The organism is Streptomyces sp. NPDC018019 (assembly GCF_044327805.1).
Classification (GTDB): domain Bacteria; phylum Actinomycetota; class Actinomycetes; order Streptomycetales; family Streptomycetaceae; genus Streptomyces.
In genome coordinates this window covers 152,916-175,672 of the sequence record NZ_JBIRGD010000012.1, presented here as the reverse complement: position 1 = coordinate 175,672, position 22,757 = coordinate 152,916, and the positions used below count along the sequence as shown (strand labels likewise).

At 73.3% G+C, this 22,757-nt stretch carries 17 protein-coding genes and 1 riboswitch; of the genes, 11 read left to right on the top strand and 6 right to left on the bottom strand.

Translation table 11 applies throughout. The annotated features are described in order from the left end of the window. The first annotated feature begins 89 nt into the window (after positions 1-89). The 3 genes from ACH4FX_RS21265 (at position 90) to ACH4FX_RS21255 (ending at position 2,515) form a co-directional block, all read left to right on the top strand. Positions 90-578: a DUF1453 domain-containing protein gene (locus tag ACH4FX_RS21265; protein ID WP_398481118.1), complete on the top strand. Its 489-nt coding sequence runs from the start codon at positions 90-92 to the stop codon at positions 576-578. 72 nt (positions 579-650) lie between these two features. After that, positions 651-1,841, top strand: coding sequence for a sensor histidine kinase (locus ACH4FX_RS21260; protein WP_398481116.1), 1,191 nt, complete (start codon positions 651-653; stop codon positions 1,839-1,841). Beyond that, complete coding sequence (locus ACH4FX_RS21255; protein WP_398481115.1) at positions 1,838-2,515, top strand: response regulator; 678 nt, start codon at positions 1,838-1,840, stop codon at positions 2,513-2,515. The genes ACH4FX_RS21260 and ACH4FX_RS21255 overlap by 4 nt, the downstream gene beginning before the upstream one ends. A gap of 5 nt (positions 2,516-2,520) precedes the next feature. Here ACH4FX_RS21255 and ACH4FX_RS21250 read toward each other — a convergent pair whose 3' ends face one another. Further along, positions 2,521-3,195, bottom strand: coding sequence for a response regulator (locus ACH4FX_RS21250; RefSeq protein ID WP_398481113.1), 675 nt, complete (start codon positions 3,193-3,195; stop codon positions 2,521-2,523). Then, positions 3,192-4,841 (bottom strand): ATP-binding protein, encoded by a 1,650-nt coding sequence (locus ACH4FX_RS21245; protein ID WP_398481260.1) that lies wholly within the window; start codon positions 4,839-4,841, stop codon positions 3,192-3,194. Before ACH4FX_RS21245 ends, ACH4FX_RS21250 begins: the two co-directional genes overlap by 4 nt. 503 nt (positions 4,842-5,344) lie before the next feature. Between ACH4FX_RS21245 and ACH4FX_RS21240 the strand changes: the two genes are divergently transcribed. Then, complete coding sequence (locus ACH4FX_RS21240) at positions 5,345-5,896, top strand: hypothetical protein (protein ID WP_398481111.1); 552 nt, start codon at positions 5,345-5,347, stop codon at positions 5,894-5,896. Between the two features lie 100 nt (positions 5,897-5,996). Here the strand turns inward: ACH4FX_RS21240 and ACH4FX_RS21235 are convergent, their stop codons facing one another. Both ACH4FX_RS21235 and ACH4FX_RS21230 read right to left on the bottom strand, forming a co-directional pair. Beyond that, complete coding sequence (locus ACH4FX_RS21235; RefSeq protein WP_398481110.1) at positions 5,997-7,031, bottom strand: sucrase ferredoxin; 1,035 nt, start codon at positions 7,029-7,031, stop codon at positions 5,997-5,999. 249 nt (positions 7,032-7,280) lie between these two features. Further along, the gene (locus ACH4FX_RS21230; protein WP_398481108.1) at positions 7,281-8,537 is read right to left on the bottom strand and encodes a citrate/2-methylcitrate synthase; all 1,257 of its coding nucleotides are present in this window, start codon (positions 8,535-8,537) and stop codon (positions 7,281-7,283) included. A gap of 239 nt (positions 8,538-8,776) precedes the next feature. Here ACH4FX_RS21230 and ACH4FX_RS21225 point away from each other — a divergent pair, with 239 nt between their 5' ends. Together ACH4FX_RS21225 and ACH4FX_RS21220 are read left to right on the top strand one after the other, a co-directional pair. Next, entirely contained in the window at positions 8,777-9,943 is a 1,167-nt protein-coding gene (locus ACH4FX_RS21225; RefSeq protein WP_398481106.1) for a citrate synthase/methylcitrate synthase, read from the top strand. A 58-nt stretch (positions 9,944-10,001) separates the two neighbouring features. Then, entirely contained in the window at positions 10,002-11,273 is a 1,272-nt protein-coding gene (locus tag ACH4FX_RS21220; protein ID WP_398481104.1) for a GTP-binding protein, read from the top strand. A gap of 153 nt (positions 11,274-11,426) precedes the next feature. On the opposite strand, the gene ACH4FX_RS21215 is transcribed toward ACH4FX_RS21220, so the two are convergent. Next, positions 11,427-13,874 carry a DNA topoisomerase (ATP-hydrolyzing) subunit A gene (locus ACH4FX_RS21215; protein ID WP_398481102.1) on the bottom strand — a complete coding sequence of 816 codons (2,448 nt, stop codon included), beginning with the start codon at positions 13,872-13,874 and terminating at the stop codon, positions 11,427-11,429. A gap of 247 nt (positions 13,875-14,121) precedes the next feature. Between ACH4FX_RS21215 and ACH4FX_RS21210 the strand changes: the two genes are divergently transcribed. The 4 genes from ACH4FX_RS21210 to ACH4FX_RS21195 all read left to right on the top strand — a co-directional run bounded on the left by ACH4FX_RS21210 (position 14,122) and on the right by ACH4FX_RS21195 (position 18,998). Continuing rightward, entirely contained in the window at positions 14,122-15,459 is a 1,338-nt protein-coding gene (locus tag ACH4FX_RS21210; RefSeq protein ID WP_398481258.1) for a M16 family metallopeptidase, read from the top strand. A 20-nt stretch (positions 15,460-15,479) separates the two neighbouring features. Beyond that, on the top strand, positions 15,480-16,847 hold the full coding sequence (locus ACH4FX_RS21205; protein WP_398481257.1) for a M16 family metallopeptidase: 1,368 nt from the start codon (positions 15,480-15,482) through the stop codon (positions 16,845-16,847). Positions 16,848-17,131: 284 nt separating this feature from the next. After that, a riboswitch (cyclic di-AMP (ydaO/yuaA leader) is annotated at positions 17,132-17,286 on the top strand. Between the two features lie 13 nt (positions 17,287-17,299). Next, on the top strand, positions 17,300-18,097 hold the full coding sequence (locus ACH4FX_RS21200) for a M23 family metallopeptidase (RefSeq protein ID WP_398481100.1): 798 nt from the start codon (positions 17,300-17,302) through the stop codon (positions 18,095-18,097). Positions 18,098-18,305: 208 nt separating this feature from the next. Further along, on the top strand, positions 18,306-18,998 hold the full coding sequence (locus tag ACH4FX_RS21195) for a GntR family transcriptional regulator (RefSeq protein ID WP_398481098.1): 693 nt from the start codon (positions 18,306-18,308) through the stop codon (positions 18,996-18,998). A 326-nt stretch (positions 18,999-19,324) separates the two neighbouring features. On the opposite strand, the gene ACH4FX_RS21190 is transcribed toward ACH4FX_RS21195, so the two are convergent. After that, positions 19,325-19,606, bottom strand: a complete 282-nt coding sequence (locus ACH4FX_RS21190) for an HPr family phosphocarrier protein (RefSeq protein WP_003981826.1) — start codon at positions 19,604-19,606, stop codon at positions 19,325-19,327. A 260-nt stretch (positions 19,607-19,866) separates the two neighbouring features. Here ACH4FX_RS21190 and ACH4FX_RS21185 point away from each other — a divergent pair, with 260 nt between their 5' ends. Further along, positions 19,867-22,734 carry a GNAT family N-acetyltransferase gene (locus ACH4FX_RS21185; protein ID WP_398481096.1) on the top strand — a complete coding sequence of 956 codons (2,868 nt, stop codon included), beginning with the start codon at positions 19,867-19,869 and terminating at the stop codon, positions 22,732-22,734. Positions 22,735-22,757 lie beyond the last annotated feature (23 nt).

Below are 22,757 nucleotides of genomic sequence, written 5' to 3'. Positions count from 1 at the left end.
CGGGGCCCACCCGCACGCCGATCCGGGCGGTGGGGCGCGCTTCGTAGCGTCGGGACCGTTGTTGTTCCCGTGCCCCGGAGGCCCAGGTCATGAGCGGCTCGCTCAACGTTCTCGTCATCGTCGCGGTCATCGCCCTGGTGGTCGTACGACAGCTCAAGCCGCAGCGGCTGGATGCGGACGGCCGGCGCTGGTGGCTGCTGCCCGGCGTTCTCGCGTTCATGGCGGTGCGCGAGCCGGGCCTGCTCGATGCCGCGCACCCCGCCGGGTCCGCCGTCCTGGTGGCCGTCGGGGTCGTCCTCGGTCTGCTCACCGGCGCGGCCTGGGCGTGGACGATGCGTGTGTGGACCGACGCGGACGGCGCGGTCTGGTCGGCGGGCCGTCCGGTGACCGCCGTGGCCTTCGTGCTCGGCGCGGCGCTGCGGTTCGGCCTCTACGGTGTCGCGGTGCTGGTCGGTATCCACCTGGGCAGCCAGGCCACGATGCTGACCGTGGCCGCCACGCTGCTGGCCCGTACGGGCACCATGGCGTGGCGGGCCCAGACGCTGCGGCCGACGTACCGTGTTGCTGCCGGTGGCTGAGGCCGCGTGCCCGCGCCCCGGCCGTACGCACCGGTGGCCGGGCCCCGGAACCCCGCGCCGGAAGGATCGTTTGTGCCGCTGAGTATCTGGACGAGCTGGCCCTTGCGGGAGGCACTCTCCCGGGAAGGCTTCAGCACGACGCGGCTGTGGATCGGGCGGGGCATCCGCGTCCTGGTGATGGCCGCCCTTCTGTGGAGCGCCCTGGCGAACCGGCAGTTCCGGGGGGCGGGCGTCGCCCTGGGCCTGGCCGTGGTCGCGCTGTGCGGCCTGGCCCTGGGGGGCTTCTTCCGTACGACGCTCCAGCACCGGCTGTGGCCGGCGCTCGGGCTGCTGGCCGTACTGGAGGCCGGTGCGCTCTGGTTCCACCTGGTGGGCGCGACGGCACCGGCCGCCGTGGTGTGGGGCGCCGCCGCCGTGGTCTCGATGGAGCGGCTGCCGCTGGCGGCGGCGCTGCCGGCCGTGGCGGTGTCCCTGACGGCGTACACCGTGCGCAGCCCGGACGACTGGCTGTCCACCGCGACGACCGTCCTCGGACTCGCACTTGCGGGGTACGTGCTGCGCCTGGACTCGGAGGCGCGCGGCAACGCCCAGCGGCTGCTGACCCAGGAACGGGCCGCCCGCAAGGCCGAGGCCGAGACGGCCGCGATGGCGGAGCGGGGCCGTATCGCGCGCGAGATCCACGACGTACTGGCGCACAGTCTGAGTGCGCAGTTGGTGCACCTGGAAGCGGCGCGGTTGCTGATCCAGCGCAGCGACGACCTGGAGGCGGAGCGGCAGCAGATCCTTGAGCGGGTCGTGGCGGCGCGCGGCATGGCCAGGGAGGGGCTGGACGGCACGCGGCAGGCACTGTCGGCCCTGCGCGGCGAGATGGCCCCGGTGGAGGACTACTTGCGCAATCTGACGGCTGCTGAGGGCGCCCGCCTGGTGGTGACGGGCGAGCGGCGCGAGGTGCCTCCGGAAGCCGGTCTGGCGCTGCGCAGGGTGGCGCAGGAAGCGCTTACGAACGTACGCAAGCACGCGCCGGGCGCGCGGGTGACCGTACGCCTCGACTACGCGGAGAGCGAAGTGGAGCTGGAGGTACGGGACTCCGGCGCGCGCCGGAAGCCCTACGGCGGGAGGCAGGGTGCCCTCGACGATCTCGGCTCGTCCGGTTCCGGGTACGGTCTGCTGGGGATGCGGGAGCGCGCCGAACTCCTCGGCGGAACGCTGGACTCCGGTCCCGGCGAGGAGGGTTTCGTGGTGCGGTTGAGGGTGCCGGCATGACGGCGCGGGTCGTGGTCGCCGACGATCAGACCGTGGTGCGCGAGGGAATCGTGATGCTGCTGGGGCTGCTGCCGGGTATCGAGGTCGTCGGTTCGGCCGGTGACGGCGAGGAGGCGGTACGGCTCACCGCCGCACTGGCCCCGGACGTGGTCCTGATGGACCTCCGGATGCCCCGCTGCGACGGTGTCGAGGCCACCCGGCGCATCCGCACCGAGTACCCGGGCACCGAGGTCGTGGTGCTGACGACGTACGCCGACGACGACCATCTCTTTCCCGCGCTCCAGGCCGGCGCCCGCGGCTACCTGACCAAGGACGCCGACGGCGACGAGATCGTACGGGCCGTCGAGGACGTCCTGTCGGGCGAGGCGGGGCTGTCGCCGAAGGTGCAGCGGCGGCTGCTGGAGCGGTTCGCCGAGCCCGCGCGGGCCGCCGCCCCGGCGGCGCCGGCCGGGCCCCCGGACGGCCTGACCGCGCGCGAGGTGGAGGTGCTGCGGCTGGTCGCCGAGGGCCTGTCCAACCCGGAGATCGCCCGGTCGCTGCACGTCTCGAACGCGACCGTGAAGACCCATATCAACAACCTCTTCGCCAAGGCCGGGCTGCGGAACCGGGCCCAGGCGATCCACTACGCGTACCGCCACGGTCTCGCGCACCCGCCCGGCTCGTCCGCCACCTGACCGGGTCAGACCCAGACGTAGCGGTGTTCGGGGCGGCCGGTCTCGCCGTATCTGAGGCTGAGCCGGACGCGCCCGGCACGTTCCAGGAGCTTGAGGTAGCGCTGTGCGGTCTGCCGACTGAGCCCCGCCTGCCGGGCCACGTCCTGGGCGGACAGGGGCGCGTCGGCCGTGCGCAGCACCGACCGGACGCGGTCGGCGGTCGCCGTCGAGTGCCCCTTGGGCAGCTCCGCTTGGCCGGCGCCGGCGGACCCCAGGGCCCCGAAGATCCGGTCGACCTCGGACTGTTCGGCCTGGCCACCGCCCTCGAAGGCGCGGTGGAGCGCCGCGTAGGCCTCCAGCTTCGAGCGCAGTCCGGCGAACGTGAACGGCTTGACCAGGTACTGCAGCGCGCCCTGGCGCATGGCCGCCTGAACGGTCGCGATGTCGCGGGCCGCCGTCACCATGATCACGTCGGTCTGCATGCCGCGCTGCCGCAACCGGGATACGAGCTGGAGGCCGGTCTCGTCGGGGAGGTAGTGGTCCAGGAGCACGAGGTCGACGGGGAGCGTCTCCAGGGCGGCCAGCGCCTCGGCGGCGGAGTGGGCGAGGCGGCCGACCCGGAAGCCCGGGACCTTCGCGACGTACGCGGCGTTGATCTCGGCGACCCGGATGTCGTCGTCCACGACCAGTACGTCGATCATTGGCCGGCTCCTGTGTCTTGTGTGGCTCCGGTGGCTCCGGTGGCTCCCGCGTCTCCCAAGCCCCCGGTGGTTTTCGGAACGTCGGTGGCTTCCGGGACGTTGGACAGGGCGTCGGACAGCGCGTCCGGGAGAGTCACGGTGAACTCCGCGCCGCCTCCCGGGCGGTCGCCCACCTGGGCGGTGCCCCCGTACCGCTCGGCGAGGCGGCGGACGAGCGCGAGACCGATGCCACGCTGCCCGTGGGCCGGGGGCTCCTTGGTCGTCCAGCCCTCGGTGAAGATCTCCGCACGCCGGGGCCCGGGTACGCCAGGACCGTTGTCGCGGACCCGGACCACGGCGGTGCGCCCCTCGGCACGGATCTCCACCTCGACGCGCGCCTCTGGCCGGCCCGCGGTGGCGTCCAGGGCGTTGTCGACCAGATTGCCCAGGACGGTGACCAGGCCGTGCGGGTCGACCACGCGGTCCGGCAGGTGACTGTCGGGCGCGATGGCCAGCGAGACGCCGCGCTCGGTGGCCACCGTCACCTTGCCGACCAGGAGGGAGGCCAGCAGCGGGTCGTGCACCCGCTCGGTGACCTGCTCGGCGGTCGCCCGGTGCACACCCACGGCCTGGGTCACGAACTCCACGGCCTCCTCGTGCAGCCCCAGTTCCAGGAGTCCGAGCAGCGTGTGGAGGCGGTTGGCGTGCTCGTGGTCCTGGGCGCGGAGCGCGTCGATGAGGCCGCGGGTACCGTCCAGCTCGCGGCCCAGCCGTTCCAGCTCGGTGCGGTCGCGCAGCGTCACCACGGCGCCGCCGTCGTCGGTCGGCATCCGGTTGGCCACCAGCACCCGCTGGCCGCTGACGGTGAGCAGGTCGGCGCCGCTCACCCGGCCGGACAGGACCTCGGCGGTACGGCCGGGCGGCAGCGCTTCCGCCAGCGGCCGGCCGGTGTCCTCGGTACGCAGGTCGAGCAGACGCTGCGCCTCGTCGTTCAGGAGCCGGATGCGGCCGTGCCGGTCGAGCGCGACGAAGCCCTCCCGGATGCCGTGCAGCATCGCCTCGCGCTCGGCGAGCAGGGCGGAGATGTCGGAGAAGGCCAGGTCATGGGTACGGCGCTGGAGTCGCCGGGCGACCAGGTAGGCGGCCAGCGCGCCGACGGCGAGCGCCCCGCCCGCGTACGCGAGCAGCTGCGGCACGGTGGCCAGCAGCAGTTGCTGCACGTTCTCATAGGCGATGCCGACCGAGACGGCGCCGACGATGCGCCCTTGCTCGTCCCGCAGCGGGACCTTGCCGCGCGCGGAGCGGCCGAGCGTGCCCTCGTCGATCTCCATGACCTCGCGGCCCGCCAGGGCGCCGCTGGGGTCGGTGGAGACGTGCCGCCCGATCTCGTCCGGGTCGGTGTGGGACCAGCGCACTCCGCGTACGTCCATGATCACCACGTACTCCGCCCCGGTCGCCCGGCGGATCCGCTCCGCCTCGTTCTGCACGGGCCCGGCGCGCCCCGGGCGGGAGCTCTTCAGCGCGTCGTCGAGGCGGGACTCGGCGGCGGTGGTCTGGGCGATGGCCAGGGCGCGGCGCATCGCCTGGTCGTCGAGCTGCGCGCCGAGCGGAGCGAGGAAGAGACCGGTGGCGAGCGCGGTGACGCCGGTGGCGATGGCCAGCTGCATCAGCAGCACCTGCGCGAAGACACGGCGCGGCCAGCCCAGACGACGGCGCAGACGCGACAGCGCGCCCCGGACCCCGCCGTCGGCGGCCCGGTCCGCGCCCGGCTGCGCGTTGATCTCGCCCTTTGCGCCCATACGGACGAACAGTAGGCGAAGGCGGTGAGCGGTCAGGCGGCCAGCCTGGCCGGAGCTGGGTGAGTGCGGATGGGAGGCCTTGGCAAGGCCTGTGGATAAGTGGCGCGACGGTTTTCCACAGGGGTTTTGGGGGCTGTGCGTGGCTGGTTAGTCTCGGAGGGTGATGGCGAGGGTGTGGGCGGAAGGGGAATTTGAGAGAGGGTGGTCCAGGAGTGTTCTAGAGGGGCTGTTCGGGAGGGGGCGGTTGATGGGGGGTTGGACTGGTGGGCCGGTGGGCCCCGGTGGGGCAGTGGGTGGGCGGGGCGGTGGACCTGTCATACCCGGTGATGGCCGGTGGTCCGGGGTGCGAGGGCCGTGCCTAGGCTGTGGTCATGCTGTTGATCTACGGCGGGGAAGCCGTGGCCGAGGAACCCGTACTGCGTACCGGTGGAGTTCCGCTCGTACCGGAGGGATTCGTCTGGCCGGAGTGGCGCGAGTGTGAAGGAGCCATGCAGTTCCTGGCTCATCTTCCGCTTGAGTGCGGGGCGGTCGCGGTGTTCCTGTGTCAGAACGATCCCGGCATGTGCGGCGACTGGGACGCCGCTGGCGGCGCCAACCGGGCCTTCCTGTTCACCGGGAGGCTCGCGGCGGCGACGGTCCCGGCCGAGGGGGAAACGCTGCTCGGAGCGGTCACCGCGTTGCGTACCCACCCTGACGGCACTTCCACCGACGAGCCGGTCCTCGGGCGGCTGGGCGGTGAACCCGACTGGCTCCAGCACGACGAGACCCCTGACTGCCCGACCTGCGCCGCCCGTATGAGCTTCACGGCCGAGCTGGAAGAGGGATACGACTCCGCGACCGCGGCCAACTTCGGTGGAATGGGCCGGGGTTACGTGTTCCACTGTCGGCCCTGTGGCGAGGCTGCGTTCCTGTGGCAGTGCTGAGTGCTGGAGGCCGGCCTGTGTGACGGTCTGCTGTCGGCGGTGCGGTGCGGTGCCGTGCGCTCAGGACGGGATGGGACGGGATGGGCCGGGTTGGGGCAGGTCAGGGCGGGTCAGCGGGGGGGGGAGGGGAGGGGAGGGGGTGTACGGACAGGACGGTCATGCGGGCGGGGCGTCCCAGCCGGGATCCGCAGCTGGCCGGAGCGGGGGTGCCGTCGGCGCGTTGCTCGATCATGACCTGCCAGGATCGGCCGTCGCGGTGGACGACCGTGACGGTCCACGCCGGGGCGGGTGCGCTGTGGGGGCCGGACGCCGTGCTGTCTCGGCCCATGTCCTTGCGGTTCGGGCCCCTCGGTGTCGCGCTCGTCTCCGCTCCGTCGGTGTCGGGCGGCGGTACGGCTACGGTGTGCACGACGTCGAGCGCGTCCGCCCGGTCCTCGTGTATCAGTTCCCGTACGGCGAGGTCGGCGGCCTGCGCCGGGCGCTCCCAGGCGGAGCGGCCCCGGCAGTGGTCCAGCAGGATGCGGCCCGAACGCGCCGCCTCCACGGCGTCCTTGACCAGTGGCGCGGAGGCCCGACCATAGGAGTAGCCGTACGGGAGAACGAAGAGGGTGGGGGAGAAGCGGTGGCCGCCGATGTGGGTGACCTCCCATGCCTCGGTTCCGCTCACGGCCAGTTCGGCGGCCAGCGGACGGCCGAGGAGGGCGCAGCAGCGGTCGCGCTTGCCGTTGGTGCAGACGAAGACCAGGGGATCGCCGGTGTAGGGGGACCAGAGTCCGTCGTGCTCACCGGCTCCCAGGCGTGCGAAGTCGAGGTGCAGCAGCGCGTCCGGGTCGGTGATGGCGGCGGTGCGTATCCAGGAGCGGCCCGGTGCGGTGTGCGCGACGAAGACGCGGCGGGCGGTGGAGCCGTGGCAGTCCGCGTGACGGCCCGGTCGGCGGATCAGGGCGACGCGTACGCCTGTTCCGTGCGCGGCCGCTTCCAGGGCGCGCCCGGTGCGGGGATCGAGGTGGCTCTCGGTCAGCGCCTCGGTGCCCCACGGGCCGGTCTGCTCGACGAGCAGCCAGGTCCGGGCGGTTGCCGAAGTGCCCGCGACGGGCTCGGCGGCATCGCGGGAAGCGGTTGCGCACGTGCTCACGTAGGTAACCCTAACCTGTCGCGGAGCGACCGGAATCCAGGGCCGAAGCCGGTGCGATCCGGGCCTGGTTGCGTGGAGTTGCTCTCTCGCCGGTAGATCCCCGGGCTTCTGCGTCCGTCTCTCCCGGGCTTCCGCATCCGCCTCTCCCCGGGCCTGCCGCCTTCGCCGCTCCCGGACCCGCGCCCGCCCCTCTCCGGCCCGCGCGCCCGCCTCTCAAGCCTGATTCACGGCACCGCTTGAGGTGGCCGCTCACGGCACCGCCTGGGGTGGCCGTGGCCCCTGGTAGTGCCCGCTCGGGCGGATGCGTAGCGGGTACTCCTCGTACTCCTCCAGTGCGTGGGCGATCCAGCCGGCCGTGCGGGCCACCGCGAAGACCGTCTCGCCGGCTTCGGGGGGCATACCGTACGAGACGGTCAGTACGGCCAGAGCGAGATCGACGTTGGCGTGCAGGGCGGTGTGGCGGGCGGTGGTGGCGGCGATTTCGCGGGCCGCGCGGAGCGCCGGTTCGGCCTGTGGCATGTCCTCCAGGAGGCGGAACAGCGTGCGGGCGCGCGGGTCCTCCCCCTGGTAGAGGCGGTGACCGAGGCCGGGCACCCGGCGGCCGGCGCGCAGGTGGTCCGCGACCACGGCCGCCGCGCTGCCACGCTCCAGCACCTCCAGCAGCATGCGGTGCGCGAGGCCGCTGGCGGCGCCGTGCAAGGGCCCGTCCAGCGCGCCGAAACCGGCCGACACGACGGCGTACGGATGGGCTCGCGCTGAAGCGGCCACCCGGGCGGCCAGGGTGGAGGCGGCGAGGTCGTGGTCGATGAGGAGGACGAGGGCGGCGTCCAGGGCGCGGAGTGACGGTCCGTCAGGCGGTTCCGGGGTGAGGCGCGACCACAGGCGGCGGGGGAGCGGCGCTGAGGCGTGGTCGTCCGGGGTGCCCGAGAGGGGCAGGGAGTCCACGAGGACGGGGATCAGTGCGCGCGCCGTGCCCAGGACGGCGCCTTCGGACAGGTCGAAGCGCAGCGGATCGGCGGCAGCAGCCGCCACCACCGCGACGCGCAGCCGGTCCATCGGGCTGCTGTGCGCGGGCAGCGCGCCGACGGCCCGGCGCGCGGCGGCCAGCGCGTCCTCCGGCGAGGTGAAGCGGGCGCCTGGGCGCAGCACGCCTGTCCAGAGCCAGTCGGCGACCTCTTCGTAGCCGTAGTGGGCGGCCAGCTCGGACGTGTCCACGCCGCGGAAGTAGCAGCGGTCCCCGTCGATGAGGGTGATGCCGGTACGGATCGCCAGGTCGCCGCCTTGGGCGGGCGGTTCGCGCCGGGCGCTGCGCCGGGCGAGCGCCTCGACTTCCGCGGCGTCGAAGGTGCTGCCGCGTCCCCCGGGGGCTCGTCGGCTGGTCAGTTGGCCGCGGCTGACGTACGCGTAGACCGTCTCCGGCTTCACGCCGAGCCGTTCGGCCGTCTCCCGAGTGCTCAGCCGCCGCTCGCCGCCGTCGCTTCCGCCGTCCGTTTCGTGATCCGCCATGGGGCCCACCGTATCGATTCGCTCTAGCTATGTATTGATTCAATCAATATTGACAGTGAATGAGTACAGCATGGACAGTCGAATCAACATCGGAGGCCGCTGAAGGCCGCCGGAGACCACCGGATCCTGCGGCAGACCCGCCAGCCACCCCCGAAGCCTCCACCCATCCCCGAAACCCCCACCCACCACCCGCACCGGACCGCCACCCCCGACAGCCCGACCAGAAAGGCACCCCCACGATGTCGATCGCCAACTCAGAGACGACCGTCGACGTCCCCCGCGGACTCGCGGGCGTGATCGTCACCGAGACCGAACTGGGGGACGTCCGGGGCCAGGAGGGCTTCTACCACTACCGCCAGTACTCCGCCGTGGAGCTTGCGCAGAGCCGTACCTTCGAGGACGTCTGGCACCTGATGCTCCGCGGCTCCCTGCCGGACGCGTCGCAGCGCGCCGCCTTCGCCGCGGAGACCGCGGCCCTGCGCCGCCTGCCCGACGCCGTACGGGACGCGCTGCCCGGCATCGCCCGTGCGAGCGCCCGCGGCGGCCCGCTCGCCGGTCTGCGCACCGCGCTCTCCCTGCTCGGCGCCGCCGCGGGCTTCCGGCCCCTGTACGACATCGACCCCCGGCAGCGCGGCGCCGACGCGCTCACCGCGAGCGCCGCGGTGCCCACGATCCTCACCGCACTCCACCGCCTCGGCCGGGGCCTCGCGCCGGTCGAGCCGCGGGACGACCTTCCGTACGCCGCCAACTACCTCTACATGCTCACCGGTGAGGAGCCGGACCCCGCACGCGCCAGTGCCATCGAGCGCTATCTGATCTCCACTGTCGACCACGGCTTCAACGCGTCCACCTTCACCGCCCGTGTGATCGCCTCCACCGGGGCCGACCTCGCGGCCTGCCTGACCGGTGCGGTCGGCGCGCTCTCCGGGCCGCTGCACGGCGGCGCGCCCAGCAGGGCCCTGGACGCCCTCGACGCCATCGGCAGCCCGGACCGCATCGACGCCTGGATCCGGGAACGGGTCCGGTCGGGCGAGCGGATCATGGGCTTCGGGCATCCGGTCTACCGCACCGAGGACCCGCGCTCGCGGATGCTGCGGGACATCGCGCGGGGCTTCGGCGGGCCGCTCGTGGACTTCGCGGTGCAGGTGGAGGAGCGGGTCGAGGCGCTGCTCGCCGAACTGAAGCCCGGCCGTGAGCTGCACACCAACGTGGAGTTCTACGCGGGCGTGGTGATGGAGCTGTGCGGTCTGCCGCGGGAGATGTTCACCCCCACGTTCTGCGCGGCGCGGGTGATCGGGTGGAGCGCCAATATCCTGGAGCAGGCGGACGACTCCAAGATCATCCGTCCGGCGGCCCGCTATGTGGGTCCGCCCCCGCCGCAGCCGGTGCCCGCCGCGCTGACCTGACGGTGTGCCGGACCGACGGCGCGCCGCCGCACCGACGTACGACGATGGAGGCGCCCCCTTGGCCCCGCAGGCCCCGCGACAGATCCCGGTCATCGTGCTCGCCGGATTCCTCGGTTCCGGCAAGACCACCCTGCTCAACCACCTGCTGAGCCGCAGCGGCGGCAGCCGCGTCGGAGCGGTGGTCAACGACTTCGGCAGCATCGAGATCGACGCCATGACGCTGGCCGGGCAGGTCGACTCGATGGTCTCGCTGGGCAACGGCTGCCTGTGCTGCGCGGTGGACACCAGCGAACTGGACGAGTACCTGGAGCGCCTGGTCCGCCCGGCGGCCCGCATCGACGTCATCGTCATCGAGGCCAGCGGGCTGGCCGAGCCCCAGGAACTCATCCGCATGATCCTGGCCAGCGAGAACGACCGGATCGTCTACGGCGGGCTCACCGAGGTCGTCGACGCCGCCGAGTTCGCGGCCACCCGGGCCCGGCATCCGGAGATCGACCGGCACGTGGCCGTCGCCGATCTCGTGGTCCTGAACAAGGCCGACCGGATCGGAGCGGCGGAGCAGCGCGCCCTCCTGGCCACCCTCGCCGAGCTGAGCCCGGGAACGCCGGTCGTCCCGGCGGCGTACGGGCGGATCGACCCGGAGCTGTTCTTCGACCGCAAGCCGCGGGACGAGGCGGACGAGGCGGTCCGCCAGCTGTCCTTCGAGGACCTGGTCCGGGCGGAGGCGGACGCGGAGGCCGCGGCGGGCGGGGAGGCGTCGGGGGAGCACGTGTGCGACGGACCGGGGTGCCACGGCCACGGGCACGGCGGTCATCTCCACGCGGCCTACGAAAGCGTGGAGTTCGTCTCGGACGAGCCGATGAATCCGCGCCGGCTGATGGCGTTCCTGGACAGCCGGCCCGCCGGGCTCTACCGGATCAAGGGCTTCGTCCACTTCGACGTCCCGGAGAACCGGCAGAAGTTCGCCGTGCACGCGGTCGGCGACTTCCTGCGGTTCTACCCGTCGCCGTGGCAGCCGGACGAGGAGCGGCGCACCCAGCTCGTCATGATCGGCAGCGGGGTCGACGCGGCGGCGCTGCGCAAGGAACTGGCGGACTGCCGGGAGACGGGGCCGGAGCGCGCCGAGCCGGACAGCATGTGGGGCGTGCTGCGGTACGTACCGTCCATGGGCGAGCCCGGGGAGGCCGGTGAGCCCGGGGACTTCGCTCCGGGGGAGCCCGGCGAACCCGCGGCTTTCGCTCCCGGCGAGCCCGGGGACTTCGCTCCGGCAGAACCCGGCGAACCCACTCCCTTCGCCCCCGGCGAACCCGAGGACCCCACCGAGCCCTAGACCGAACGAGCCAGCGCCCGCCGGCCCAGCCCCCAAGGCCCAGCGCCCCCACCGCCCAGCCCCAAAGGCCCAGCGCCCCCACCGCCCAGCCCCCGGCCCAAGCCCCCGGTCCGGCCGCAGCCGCCCGGGGGCCTGCCCATGTCGGCGTGCCCGTTACACCGGCCCCGCCAGCGCCGTGACCGGCTTCTGCAGCGGTACGCCCGAGCCGTCGCGCCGCGGGTCCGGGTCCGGCAGGGGCACCGGCGAGCCCTTGGCGTCCGCGGCTCGTACCGGCGCGGCACCGGCCCAGGCCAGGGTCAGGCAGTCCTCGCCCTTCAGGAACCGCTGGCAGCGCACACCGCCGGTTGCCCGGCCCTTGCGCGGGTACTGGTCGAAGGGCGTGAGCTTGGCCGTCGAGACCGAGTCGTCGAGCGTGCCGTGCGAGCCGGAGGCGGTGAAGACCATGGCGTCGGTGGCCGGGTCGACCGCGGAGAAGAAGATGACCTTCGCGTCCGGGCCCAGCTTGATGCCGGTCATGCCGCCGGCCGGCCGGCCCTGCGGGCGCACCTGCCCCGCCGGGTAGCGCAGCAGCTGTGCCTCGTCGGTGATGAAGACCAGGTCCTCCTCACCCGTACGCAGCTCCGCCGCGCCCACGATGCGGTCGCCCTCCTTGAGGGTGATGACCTCCAGCTCTTCCTTGTTCGACGGATAGTCCGGCACCACCCGCTTGACGATGCCCTGCCGGGTGCCGAGCGCCAGCCCCGGGGAGGACTCGTCGAGCGTCATCAGGCAGATCAGCTCCTCGTCCTCCTGGAGGGAGAGGAACTCCGCCACCGGCGCGCCGCCGGACAGGTTCGGCGCCGCGGCCGTGTCCGGGAGCTGCGGCAGATCGACCACCTGGAGCCGCAGCAGCCGGCCGGCGGACGTCACCGCGCCCACCTCGCCGCGCGTGGTGGCCGGCACCGCCGAGACGATCACGTCGTGCTTGACGCGCTTGGCCTCCGCGTCGAAGCTCACCTCTCCGTTGGCCGTACGGGCCAGCAGACCGGTCGAGGACAGCAGCACCCGGCACGGGTCGTCGGCGACCTCCAGCGGCACCGCGGACACCGGGGCGCCCGCCGACTCCAGCAGGACCGTACGCCGGTCGGTGCCGTACTTCTTGGCCACCGCGGCCAGCTCGTTGGAGACGAGCTTGCGCAGCTCGGCGTCCGATTCCAGGATCGCGGTCAGCTTCTCGATCTCGGCCTTGAGGGTGTCGCGCTCGGACTCCAGCTCGATGCGGTCGAACTTGGTCAGCCGGCGCAGCGGGGTGTCGAGGATGTACTGCGTCTGGATGTCGCTGAGCGCGAAGCGGTCCATCAGCCGCTCCTTGGCCTGCGCGCTGTTCTCGCTGGAGCGGATCAGACGGATGACCTCGTCGATGTCGACCAGGGCCGTCAGCAGGCCCTCGACCAGGTGGAGGCGGTCCTGCTTCTTGCGGCGCCGGAACTCGCTGCGCCGGCGCACCACGTCGAAGCGGTGGTCGACGTAGACCTCCAGCAGCTCCTTGAGACCCAGCGTCAGCGGCTGGCCGTCGACCAGCGCGACGTTGTTGATCCCGAAGGACTCCTCCATGGCCGTGAGCTTGTACAGCTGCTCCAGGACGGCCTCCGGGTTGAAGCCGTTCTTGATCTCGATGACCAGGCGCAGGCCGTGCTCGCGGTCGGTGAGGTCCTTCACGTCCGCGATGCCCTGGAGCTTCTTCGCGCCCACCAGGTCCTTGATCTTGGAGATGACCTTCTCGGGACCGACGGCGAACGGGAGTTCGGTGACGACCAGGCCCTTGCGGCGGGCGGTCACGTTCTCGATCGAGACGGTGGCGCGGATCTTGAAGGTGCCGCGGCCGGTCTCGTACGCGTCCCGGATGCCGCCCAGGCCCACGATCCGGCCGCCGGTCGGCAGGTCGGGGCCCGGCACGAAACGCATCAGCGTTTCGAGGTCCGCGTTCGGGTGCTTGATCAGGTGGCGGGCGGCGGCGATCACCTCGCCGAGGTTGTGCGGCGGCATGTTCGTCGCCATGCCGACCGCGATCCCGGACGCGCCGTTGACGAGCAGGTTCGGGTAGGCGGCGGGCAGGGCGACCGGCTCCTGCTCCTGGCCGTCGTAGTTCGGGGTGAAGTCGACCGTGTCCTCGTCGATCGACTCCGTCATCAGGGACGTGGCCGAGGCCATCCGGCACTCGGTGTACCGCATGGCCGCGGGCGGGTCGTCGTTGCCGAGCGAGCCGAAGTTGCCGTGGCCGTCCACCAGGGGGACCCGCATGGAGAAGGACTGCGCCATCCGCACCAGGGCGTCGTAGATGGACGCGTCGCCGTGCGGGTGGAGCTTACCCATGACCTCGCCGACCACGCGGGCGCACTTGACGTACCCGCGCTCGGGGCGCAGCCCCATCTCGTTCATCTGGTAGAGGATGCGGCGGTGCACGGGCTTGAGGCCGTCGCGGGCGTCCGGGAGGGCGCGGGAGTAGATGACCGAGTACGCGTACTCAAGGAAGGAGCCCTGCATCTCGTCGACGACGTCGATGTCGAGGATCCTCTCCTCGAAGTCGTCCGGCGGCGGGGTCTTCGTGCTACGGCGGGCCATCGCGGCTGCGGCTCCTTCGCTTGCGTCCTGCTGCTTGCCGATGCTGGATCACGTTCGGGTCTTTCGCGGACCATTGTGGCCCGCCCCACTGACAACGCCGACCGCGACCCTCCCCGGGCCGCCGGACGGGCGGACGGCGAAGACCGCTCGTACGAGGCAGCCCGGACGGGAACTTCGCCATAGCCCGGCGCGCTTGCATACAGTGACAGAACTTCCTCGCAAGCGGATCGAAGGGACGTACATGCCCATGGGTCACACGGCCACAGAACAAGCCGGCTCCGGCGGCCTGACAGCGACCGAGCACCGGCTGGCCAACGGCCTGCGCGTGGTGCTCTCCGAAGATCACCTGACCCCGGTCGCCGCGGTCTGCCTCTGGTACGACGTCGGCTCGCGCCACGAGGTCAAGGGCCGTACCGGTCTGGCCCACCTCTTCGAGCACCTCATGTTCCAGGGATCCGCCCAGGTCACGGGCAACGGCCACTTCGAACTGGTACAGGGCGCCGGCGGCTCCCTGAACGGCACGACCAGCTTCGAGCGGACCAATTACTTCGAGACCATGCCCGCCCACCAGCTGGAGCTCGCGCTGTGGCTGGAGGCCGACCGCATGGGCTCCCTGCTCACGGCGCTGGACGAGGAGTCCCTGGAGAACCAGCGCGACGTCGTCAAGAACGAGCGCCGCCAGCGCTACGACAACGTCCCGTACGGCACGGCCTTCGAGAAGCTGACGGCCATGGCGTACCCCGAGGGCCACCCGTATCACCACACCCCCATCGGCTCGATGGCCGATCTGGACGCCGCCTCCCTGGAGGACGCGCGGGCCTTCTTCCGTACGTACTACGCGCCCAACAACGCGGTGCTGGCGGTCGTCGGCGACATCGACCCCGAGCAGACCCTCGCCTGGGTGGAGAAGTACTTCGGCTCCATCCCCGGCCACGGGGGCAAGCAGCCGCCGCGCGACGGCTCCCTCCCGGACATCATCGGCAAGGAGCTGCGCGAGGTCGTCGAGGAGGACGTGCCCTCCCGCGCCCTGATGGCCGCCTACCGCCTCCCGCAGGACGGCACCCGCGAGGCCGACGCCGCCGACCTGGCGCTGACGGTGCTCGGCGGCGGCGAGTCCTCGCGCCTGTACAACCGGCTGGTGCGCCGCGACCGTACGGCCGTGGCCGCGGGCTTCGGCCTGCTGCGGCTGGCCGGCGCGCCCTCGCTGGGCTGGCTGGACGTGAAGACCTCCGGCGGCGTCGAGGTGCCGGAGATCGAGAGCGCCGTCGACGAGGAGCTGGCCCGCTTCGCGGCCGAGGGGCCCACCCCCGAGGAGATGGAGCGCGCGCAGGCCCAGTTGGAGCGCGAGTGGCTGGACCGGCTCGCGACCGCCAGCGGCCGCGCCGACGAACTGTGCCGCTTCGCCGTGCTGTTCGGCGACCCGCAGCTCGCCCTGACCGCCGTGCAGCGCGTCCTGGACATCACCCCGCAGGAGGTGCAGGAGGTCGCCCAGGCCCGGCTGCGCCCCGACAACCGCGCGGTGCTCGTGTACGAGCCGACCGAGCCGACCGCCGCCGAGGACAACGACGAGGAGGCGGCCCAGTGAGCGACGCCGTCAGCACCACGATGACCTTCCACCCGCAGCCGGCCGGCGGCGAGCCCAAGCCGTGGGCTTTCCCCGCCCCCGAGCGCGGGCGGCTGCCCAACGGCCTGACGGTCCTGCGCAGCCACCGGCCCGGCCAGCAGGTCGTGGCCGTCGAGATCGACATCGTCGCGCCCCTGGAGACCGAGCCCGCGGGCCTGGACGGCGTCGCGACCATCATGGCGCGTGCCCTGTCCGAGGGCACCGACAAGCACGACGCCGAGCAGTTCGCCGCCGAGCTGGAGCGCTGCGGCGCCACCCTGGACGCGCACGCCGACCACCCCGGCGTCCGCGTCTCCCTGGAGGTCCCGGCCTCCCGCCTGGACAAGGCGCTCGGGCTGCTCGCCGACGCCCTGCGCGCCCCGGCCTTCCCGGACGGCGAGGTCGAGCGCCTGGTGCGCAACCGCCTCGACGAGATCCCGCACGAGCTCGCCAACCCGGCGCGCCGCGCCGCGATGGCCCTGTCCAAGGAGCTGTTCCCGGCCGACTCCCGGATGTCCCGGCCGCGCCAGGGCACCGAGGAGACCGTCTCGCGGATCGACGCGGCGGCCGTCCGCGCCTTCTACGAGGCCCATGTGCGCCCCGCCACGGCCACCGCCGTCATCGTCGGCGACTTCACCGGCGTCGATCTGGACACGGCCCTCGCGGAGACCCTCGGCGCCTGGACGGGGTCGCCCGCCGAACCGGTGAAGGCCAGCCCGATCACCGCCGACGACACCGGCCGGGTGGTGATCGTCGACCGCCCCGGCGCCGTACAGACCCAGCTGCTCATCGGCCGCATCGGCCCGGACCGGCACGACCGCGCCTGGCCCGCCCAGGTGCTCGGCACGTACTGCCTGGGCGGCACCCTCACCTCCCGCCTGGACCGGGTGCTGCGCGAGGAGAAGGGCTACACCTACGGGGTGCGCGCCTTCGGGCAGGTGCTGCGCTCCTCGGCCGACGGCGACGGCGCCGCGATGCTCGCCATCAGCGGCTCGGTGGACACCGCCTCCACCGGCCCGGCCCTGGCCGACCTGTGGCAGGTGCTGCGCACCCTCGCCGCGGAGGGCCTGACGGACGCCGAGCGGGACGTGGCCGTGCAGAACCTGGTCGGCGTCGCGCCCCTGAAGTACGAGACCGCGGCGGCCGTCGCGGGCACCCTCGCCGACCAGGTCGAGCAGCAGCTCCCGGACGACTACCAGGCGCAGCTGTACGTGCGGCTCGCGCAGACCGGCACGGTCGAGGCCACCGCGGCGGCCGTCAGCGCCTTCCCGGTGGACCGGCTGGTGACCGTCCTGGTGGGCGACGCCGCCGAGATCGAGGAGCCCGTCAAGGCGCTCGGCATCGGCGAGGTGACGGTGGTCAAGGGCTGACGGCACGTCACGGGTACGGCCCCGGCGGCCGACGGCCCGTCACCGGGCGGGCCGGGCCGTCCGCGGCGGACGGACCATGACCCGCCGGGGTGATGGGACGTCACGAAGAGGATCCAGTGGTGCGCCAGTGCCGCTGGATCTTCTTTATGTCCCAATTGATGGGGATGGTTGCCTGATGCCTGTGTGGCGTACGGCACAAAACCGGGGTTCTGTTTGCCGATCGAAAGTGGCCCCGTTTAGCGTCGATCCGGCTGTCCGCGGGATCACCGCCGCAACCGCGGCACGGACAGTCATCGCCGAGTCCCCGTACGGCGCGAGCCAGGGGAGCCGGGGACCCACGTCCCCTGGGGTGAATCGGGCGCCTTCCCGGAGGGGCCCGTAGGAGACCTTCCTGCTCCGAACCCGTCAGCTAACCCGGTAGGCGAGAGGGAAGGAAAGGACACAGCCACCCCATGGCGTTCACCCGTGGCACCGGGAAGCACCGTGGTCCGAGCCGCAGCGCGCGGACGACCCGCAACCTCGCCGGCATAGCCACGCTCGCCGCGTCCGGCGTCATCGCCTCCGTCGCCTCCCCGGCGCTGGCGGCCGGCAACACGGACGACGCGAGCACCCACGACACCGGCCTCCACCAGGCCGTCGTCCTCGGCGACGAGCTGGCCGAGCAGGTCGAGGCGCAGGCCGACGCGCAGCAGGAGGCCGCCGATGCCGCCGCCGCGCAGGCCAGGGCCGAGGCCGAGGCGCGTCAGCAGGCCGAGGAGGCCAAGCGCAAGGCCGACGCGGAGGCGAAGAAGAAGCGGGAGGCCGAGGAGCGCGCCGCCCGGGAGGCCGAGCGCAAGCGCCTCATGACGTACGTCGCCCCCGTCGACGGCTCCTACGTCTCCACGAGCTACAAGGCGTCCAGCGGCCTGTGGTCCTCCGGCAGCCACACCGGCGTCGACTTCCACGCGGCCTCCGGGACCACCGTGCACGCCGTGGGCTCGGGCACCGTCGTCGAGGCCGGCTGGGGCGGCGCGTACGGGAACAACGTCGTCATCAAGATGAACGACGGCACCTACACCCAGTACGGCCACCTGTCGTCCATCAGCGTCTCGGTGGGCCAGACCGTCACCCCGGGCCAGCAGATCGCCCTGTCGGGCAACACCGGCAACACCACCGGGCCGCACCTGCACTTCGAGGCCCGCACCTCCGCCGAGTACGGCTCCGACATCGACCCGGTCGCCTACCTGCGCTCGCACGGCGTCAACGTCTGACGCGCATCCCCGTCCCCACCCGGTGCCCCGGCCCCCGCGGCCGGGGCACCGGCGTATGCGTATGCGCCCGGCAGTGCTGGCCAAAAAATATCCATGAATGCGCCAGAGCCGTCGGAAATCCCGTTCCTGTCGAATAGAGTCACGTCGAATGCCGCCGCCCGGCGGCAATTGCGGACGTTTCCCGGGGATTACGGCGGAGGCACGGCAGATGCGAGGCCACATTTCCGCGCATGCGGTGTGCACGGCGATCCGCGACGACATCGTGTCCGGCGTCCTCCCGCCGGGCAGCCGGCTGATCGAGGAACTGCTGGCCGGCCGGTACGGGGTCTCCCGCGTCCCCGTGCGCGAGGCGCTGCGCACGCTCCAGTCCGAGGGTTTCGTCACCATCCGGCACCACGCGGGCGCCTGCGTGGCCGCGCCCACCGAGCGGGAGGCGGCCGACCTCCTGGACATCCGCGGCCTGCTGGAGCCGCTGGGCGCCGCCCGCGCCGCCGCCCGCCGCACCGCCGCGCACCTGAAGGTGCTGCGCGGCATCGTCCGGCTGGGCCGGGAGCGCGCCCGGCAGGGGCGGCGGGCCGAGCTGCGCCAACTGGACGGCTGGTTCCACGAGACGCTCGCCCAGGCGTCCGGCAGTGCCAGTCTGGCGGCGCTCCTCACCCAGCTCCGGCGCAAGATCGACTGGATGTACGCGGTCGAGGCCCCGGCCCGCGACGAGCGGTCCTGGGAGGAGCACGGGGCGGTGCTGGACGCGGTGAGCCGCGGTGACGCGGAGCGGGCGCGCGCCCTGATGGCGGCGCACGTCGAGCGGTCGCGCGGGGCGTACAGCCTGCGCGCCGGCGCTCCGGACCCGGCCGTGAGCACTCCGAAACAGCCCGTAAACACGGCGCGCGACCGGAATTAACAGAGCCGCCGTATACAAGCGGTACGCGGATTCTCCGAAAAGGTGCGGGCGGGGGAGTGGCGCCGGAATTGCGGCCCCGGGAAATCGGCGTACGGAATTCCTCGGCCCGGCCTGCCCGATTTCGTCTGCGCGGCGCGCGCGGTAAAGGTGGAGCGGGGCGGCCGCCGCCCCGTATCAAGGCGCACGGGAAGCGCCCCGTATCAGGGAGTACGGGAAGCACTCCGTATCAGGGCGTACGGGACGGCGGACGACAAGCGGCCCCGCCCGGCGCCGGGAGATTCCGGCCGCCGCGGCGGGGCCGCGTGCACAGTGATCCGCGAAGCGGTTCAGACGGTCTCCGGGAGCTCCTCAAGGCCCTCGGCGACCAGCTTCGCGAGACGGTCGAGCGCGGCGTCGGCGCCCTCGGCGTCCGAGGCCAGCACGATCTCCTCGCCACCCTGGGCGCCCAGGCCCAGCACGGCCAGCATGGAGGCCGCGTTGACCGGGTTGCCGTCGGCCTTGGCGATCGTCACCGGAACCCCGGAGGCGGTGGCAGCACGAACGAAGATCGAGGCGGGGCGGGCGTGCAGGCCCTCGGCCCAACCGACATTGACGCGGCGCTCAGCCATGGTGTTGCCCTTCAAGTCGTTGAGGTTGTCTAGACCAGTGTCTCATGGTGCCGGGGGTGCTCCGGCAGGCCGCGGCGGCGTACCCCGCGGGCCGTCGGCACGCTACCGGCAGGTCGCGGGCGCGCGGCCGGACCGTCCGCCATCCGGGACCCGCCGGTCCGTCCGCATCCGGGGACCCGCCGGTCCGTCCCAGCCTGCCCGGGCCCCGGCGGCCGCGCATGCCGAGCCGGTTGTCGGTGCCGGGCCGTACGCTGTCCCCCATGCAGAGCCCGTCGGACAGCGTCTACCCGGCCCACTGGGAGGCCGATGTCGTGCTGCGCGACGGCGGCACCGCGCGCATCCGCCCCATCACCCCCGACGACGCCCAGCGCCTGGTCTCCTTCTACGAACAGGTCTCGGACGAGTCGAAGTACTACCGCTTCTTCGCGCCCTACCCGCGCCTGTCCGACCGCGACGTGCACCGCTTCACCCACCACGACTACGTCGACCGGGTCGGCCTGGCGGCCACCGTCGGCGGCGAGTTCATCGCCACCGTCCGCTACGACCGCATCGACGAGCGCGGCCGGCCCGCCAAGGAGCCCGGCGCCGACCAGGCCGAGGTCGCCTTCCTGGTCCAGGACGCCCACCAGGGCCGCGGGGTGGCCTCCGCGCTCCTGGAGCACATCGCCGCGGTCGCCCGCGAGCGCGGCATCCGCCGGTTCGCCGCCGAGGTGCTGCCCGCCAACTCCAAGATGATCAAGGTCTTCACCGACGCCGGGTACACCCAGCAGCGCACCTTCGAGGACGGCGTCGTGCGGCTGGAGTTCGACCTGGAGCCCACCGAGCAGTCCATGGCCGTCATGCGCGGCCGGGAGCAGCGCGCCGAGGCCCGCTCCGTGCAGCGCCTGCTCGCCCCCGGCGCGGTCGCCGTCATCGGCACCGGCCGCGCCCCCGGCGGCGTCGGCCGCTCGGTCCTGCGCAACCTCCTCGGCTCCGGCTACCCGGGCCGGGTGTACGCGGTCAACCACGCCTTCCCCGAGGGCGGCACCCGCCTCGCCCCCGAGGGCGTGCCGGGACACCGTTCGGTGCCCGAGATCCCCGAGCCCGTCGACCTCGCGGTGATCGCGGTGCCCGCCGCCCAGGTCCCCGGCGTGGTCCGGGACTGCGGCGAGCACGGCGTGCGCGGCCTGGTGATCCTCTCCTCCGGATACGCCGAGTCCGGCCCCGAGGGCCGCGAGCGCCAGCGCGCCCTGCTCCACCAGGCCCGGTCGTACGGCATGCGCCTCATCGGCCCGAACGCCTTCGGCCTGATCAACACCGCCCCCGAGGCCCGGCTGAACGCCTCGCTCGCCCCCCAGATGCCCGGCGCCGGACGCATCGGCCTGTTCACCCAGTCCGGGGCGATCGGCATCGCCCTGCTCAGCGGCCTGCACCGGTACGGCCCCGGCGACGGCTCGATCGCCGGCATCTCCACCTTCCTGTCGGCCGGCAACCGCGCCGACCTCTCCGGCAACGACCTGCTCCAGTACTGGTACGACGACCCCGCCACCGACGTGGCGCTGCTCTACCTGGAGTCGATCGGCGACCCCCGCAAGTTCATGCGCCTCGCGCGCCGGACGTCCGCCGTCAAACCCGTGGTCGTGGCCAAGGGCGCCCGCCACACCGGCACCGCGCCGCTCGGCCACACCGTCCCCACGGTCCGCATCCCCGACAGCACGGTCTCCGCCCTGATGCGCCAGGCCGGCGTGATCCGCGTGGACACGGTCACGGAACTGATCGACGCCGGGCTGCTGCTGGCCTCCCAGCCGCTGCCGGGCGGCCCGCGCGTCGCCATCCTCGGCAATTCCGAGGCCCTCGCCCTGCTGACGTACGACGCCTGTCTCACCGAGGGGCTGCGCCCGCTGCGCCCCCATGTGCTCGCCGCCGCGGCCACCCCGGCGGACTTCTGTACGGCCCTGTCCGCCGCCCTGGCCAACGGGCTCTGCGACGCCGTCGTCGTCACCGCCATCCCGTGGGTGGGGGAGGAGGGTGCCGCCTCCCCGGGCGAGGGCGCCGACCTCGCCGCGGCGCTGCGCGAGGCCGCCTCGTCCGCCGCGCCCGCGAAGCCGGTCACGGTCGTCCACCTGGCCATGGACGCCCTCGCCGACGCCCTCGCGGCTCCGCCGCCGTCCGCCGGTCCCGCACCCGCCCCGGACGGCCCGGCGGCCCCCACGGACGCCGCACAAGCCCCGCGGACCCCTTCCGACACGCCCGGCCCCCCGCCCGCCCCGCTGATACCGGTCTACCCCGCCGCCGAGCGCGCCGTCCGGTCGCTCGCCCAGGCGGTGCGGTACGCGAAATGGCGCCGGGACGCCGCCGACCCCGGCCGCGTGCCCGAGTACGAGGACATCGAGGAGGCCGCCGCCGGCGCCGACATCGACCGGCTCCTCGACGGACTCGCCCGGCACGCCGACATCACCCGCTCCGTCCCGCTGCCCGCCGAGGACGCCCACGCCCTCCTGGCCCGCTACGGCATCCACGTCCGCCCCGCCCACCCGGCCCCCGACCCGGACACCGCCGTCCGCGCCGCCGCCCGCCTGGGCTACCCGGTCGCCCTGAAGACCACCGCCCCCCACCTGCGGCACCGCCCCGACCTCGGCGGCGTCCGCCTCGACCTGACCGGCGAGGCGGAGCTGCGCCGCGCCTACGCCGAGCTGACCGACTTCCTCGGCAAGCCCGAGGAGCTGCGCCCGGTCGTCCAGCCGATGGTGCCGCGCGGCGTGGACACGGTCATCCGCGCCGCCATCGACCCGGCCGCCGGCGCCGTCCTCTCCTTCGGCCTGGCCGGCGCCCCCTCGCAGCTGCTCGGCGACACGGCGCACCGCCTCATCCCGGCCACCGACCGCGACGTCGCCGAGCAGATCCGCTCCATCCGCACGGCCCCGCTGCTGTTCGGCTGGCGCGGCAGCCAGCCGGTGGACACCGCCGCCCTGGAGGACCTGCTGCTGCGGGTCTCCCGGCTGGTCGACGACCATCCCGAGGTCGTCGGCGTGGACCTGGAGCCCGTCGTCGTCGCCCCGCACGGCCTCGCCGTGCTGGACGCCACGGTCCGGCTGGCCCGCCCGCCGGCCACCACCGACCTCGGCCCCCGCCGCATGTCCGTCTACTGAGCGTGCGGTGCCCGGCCGGTGGC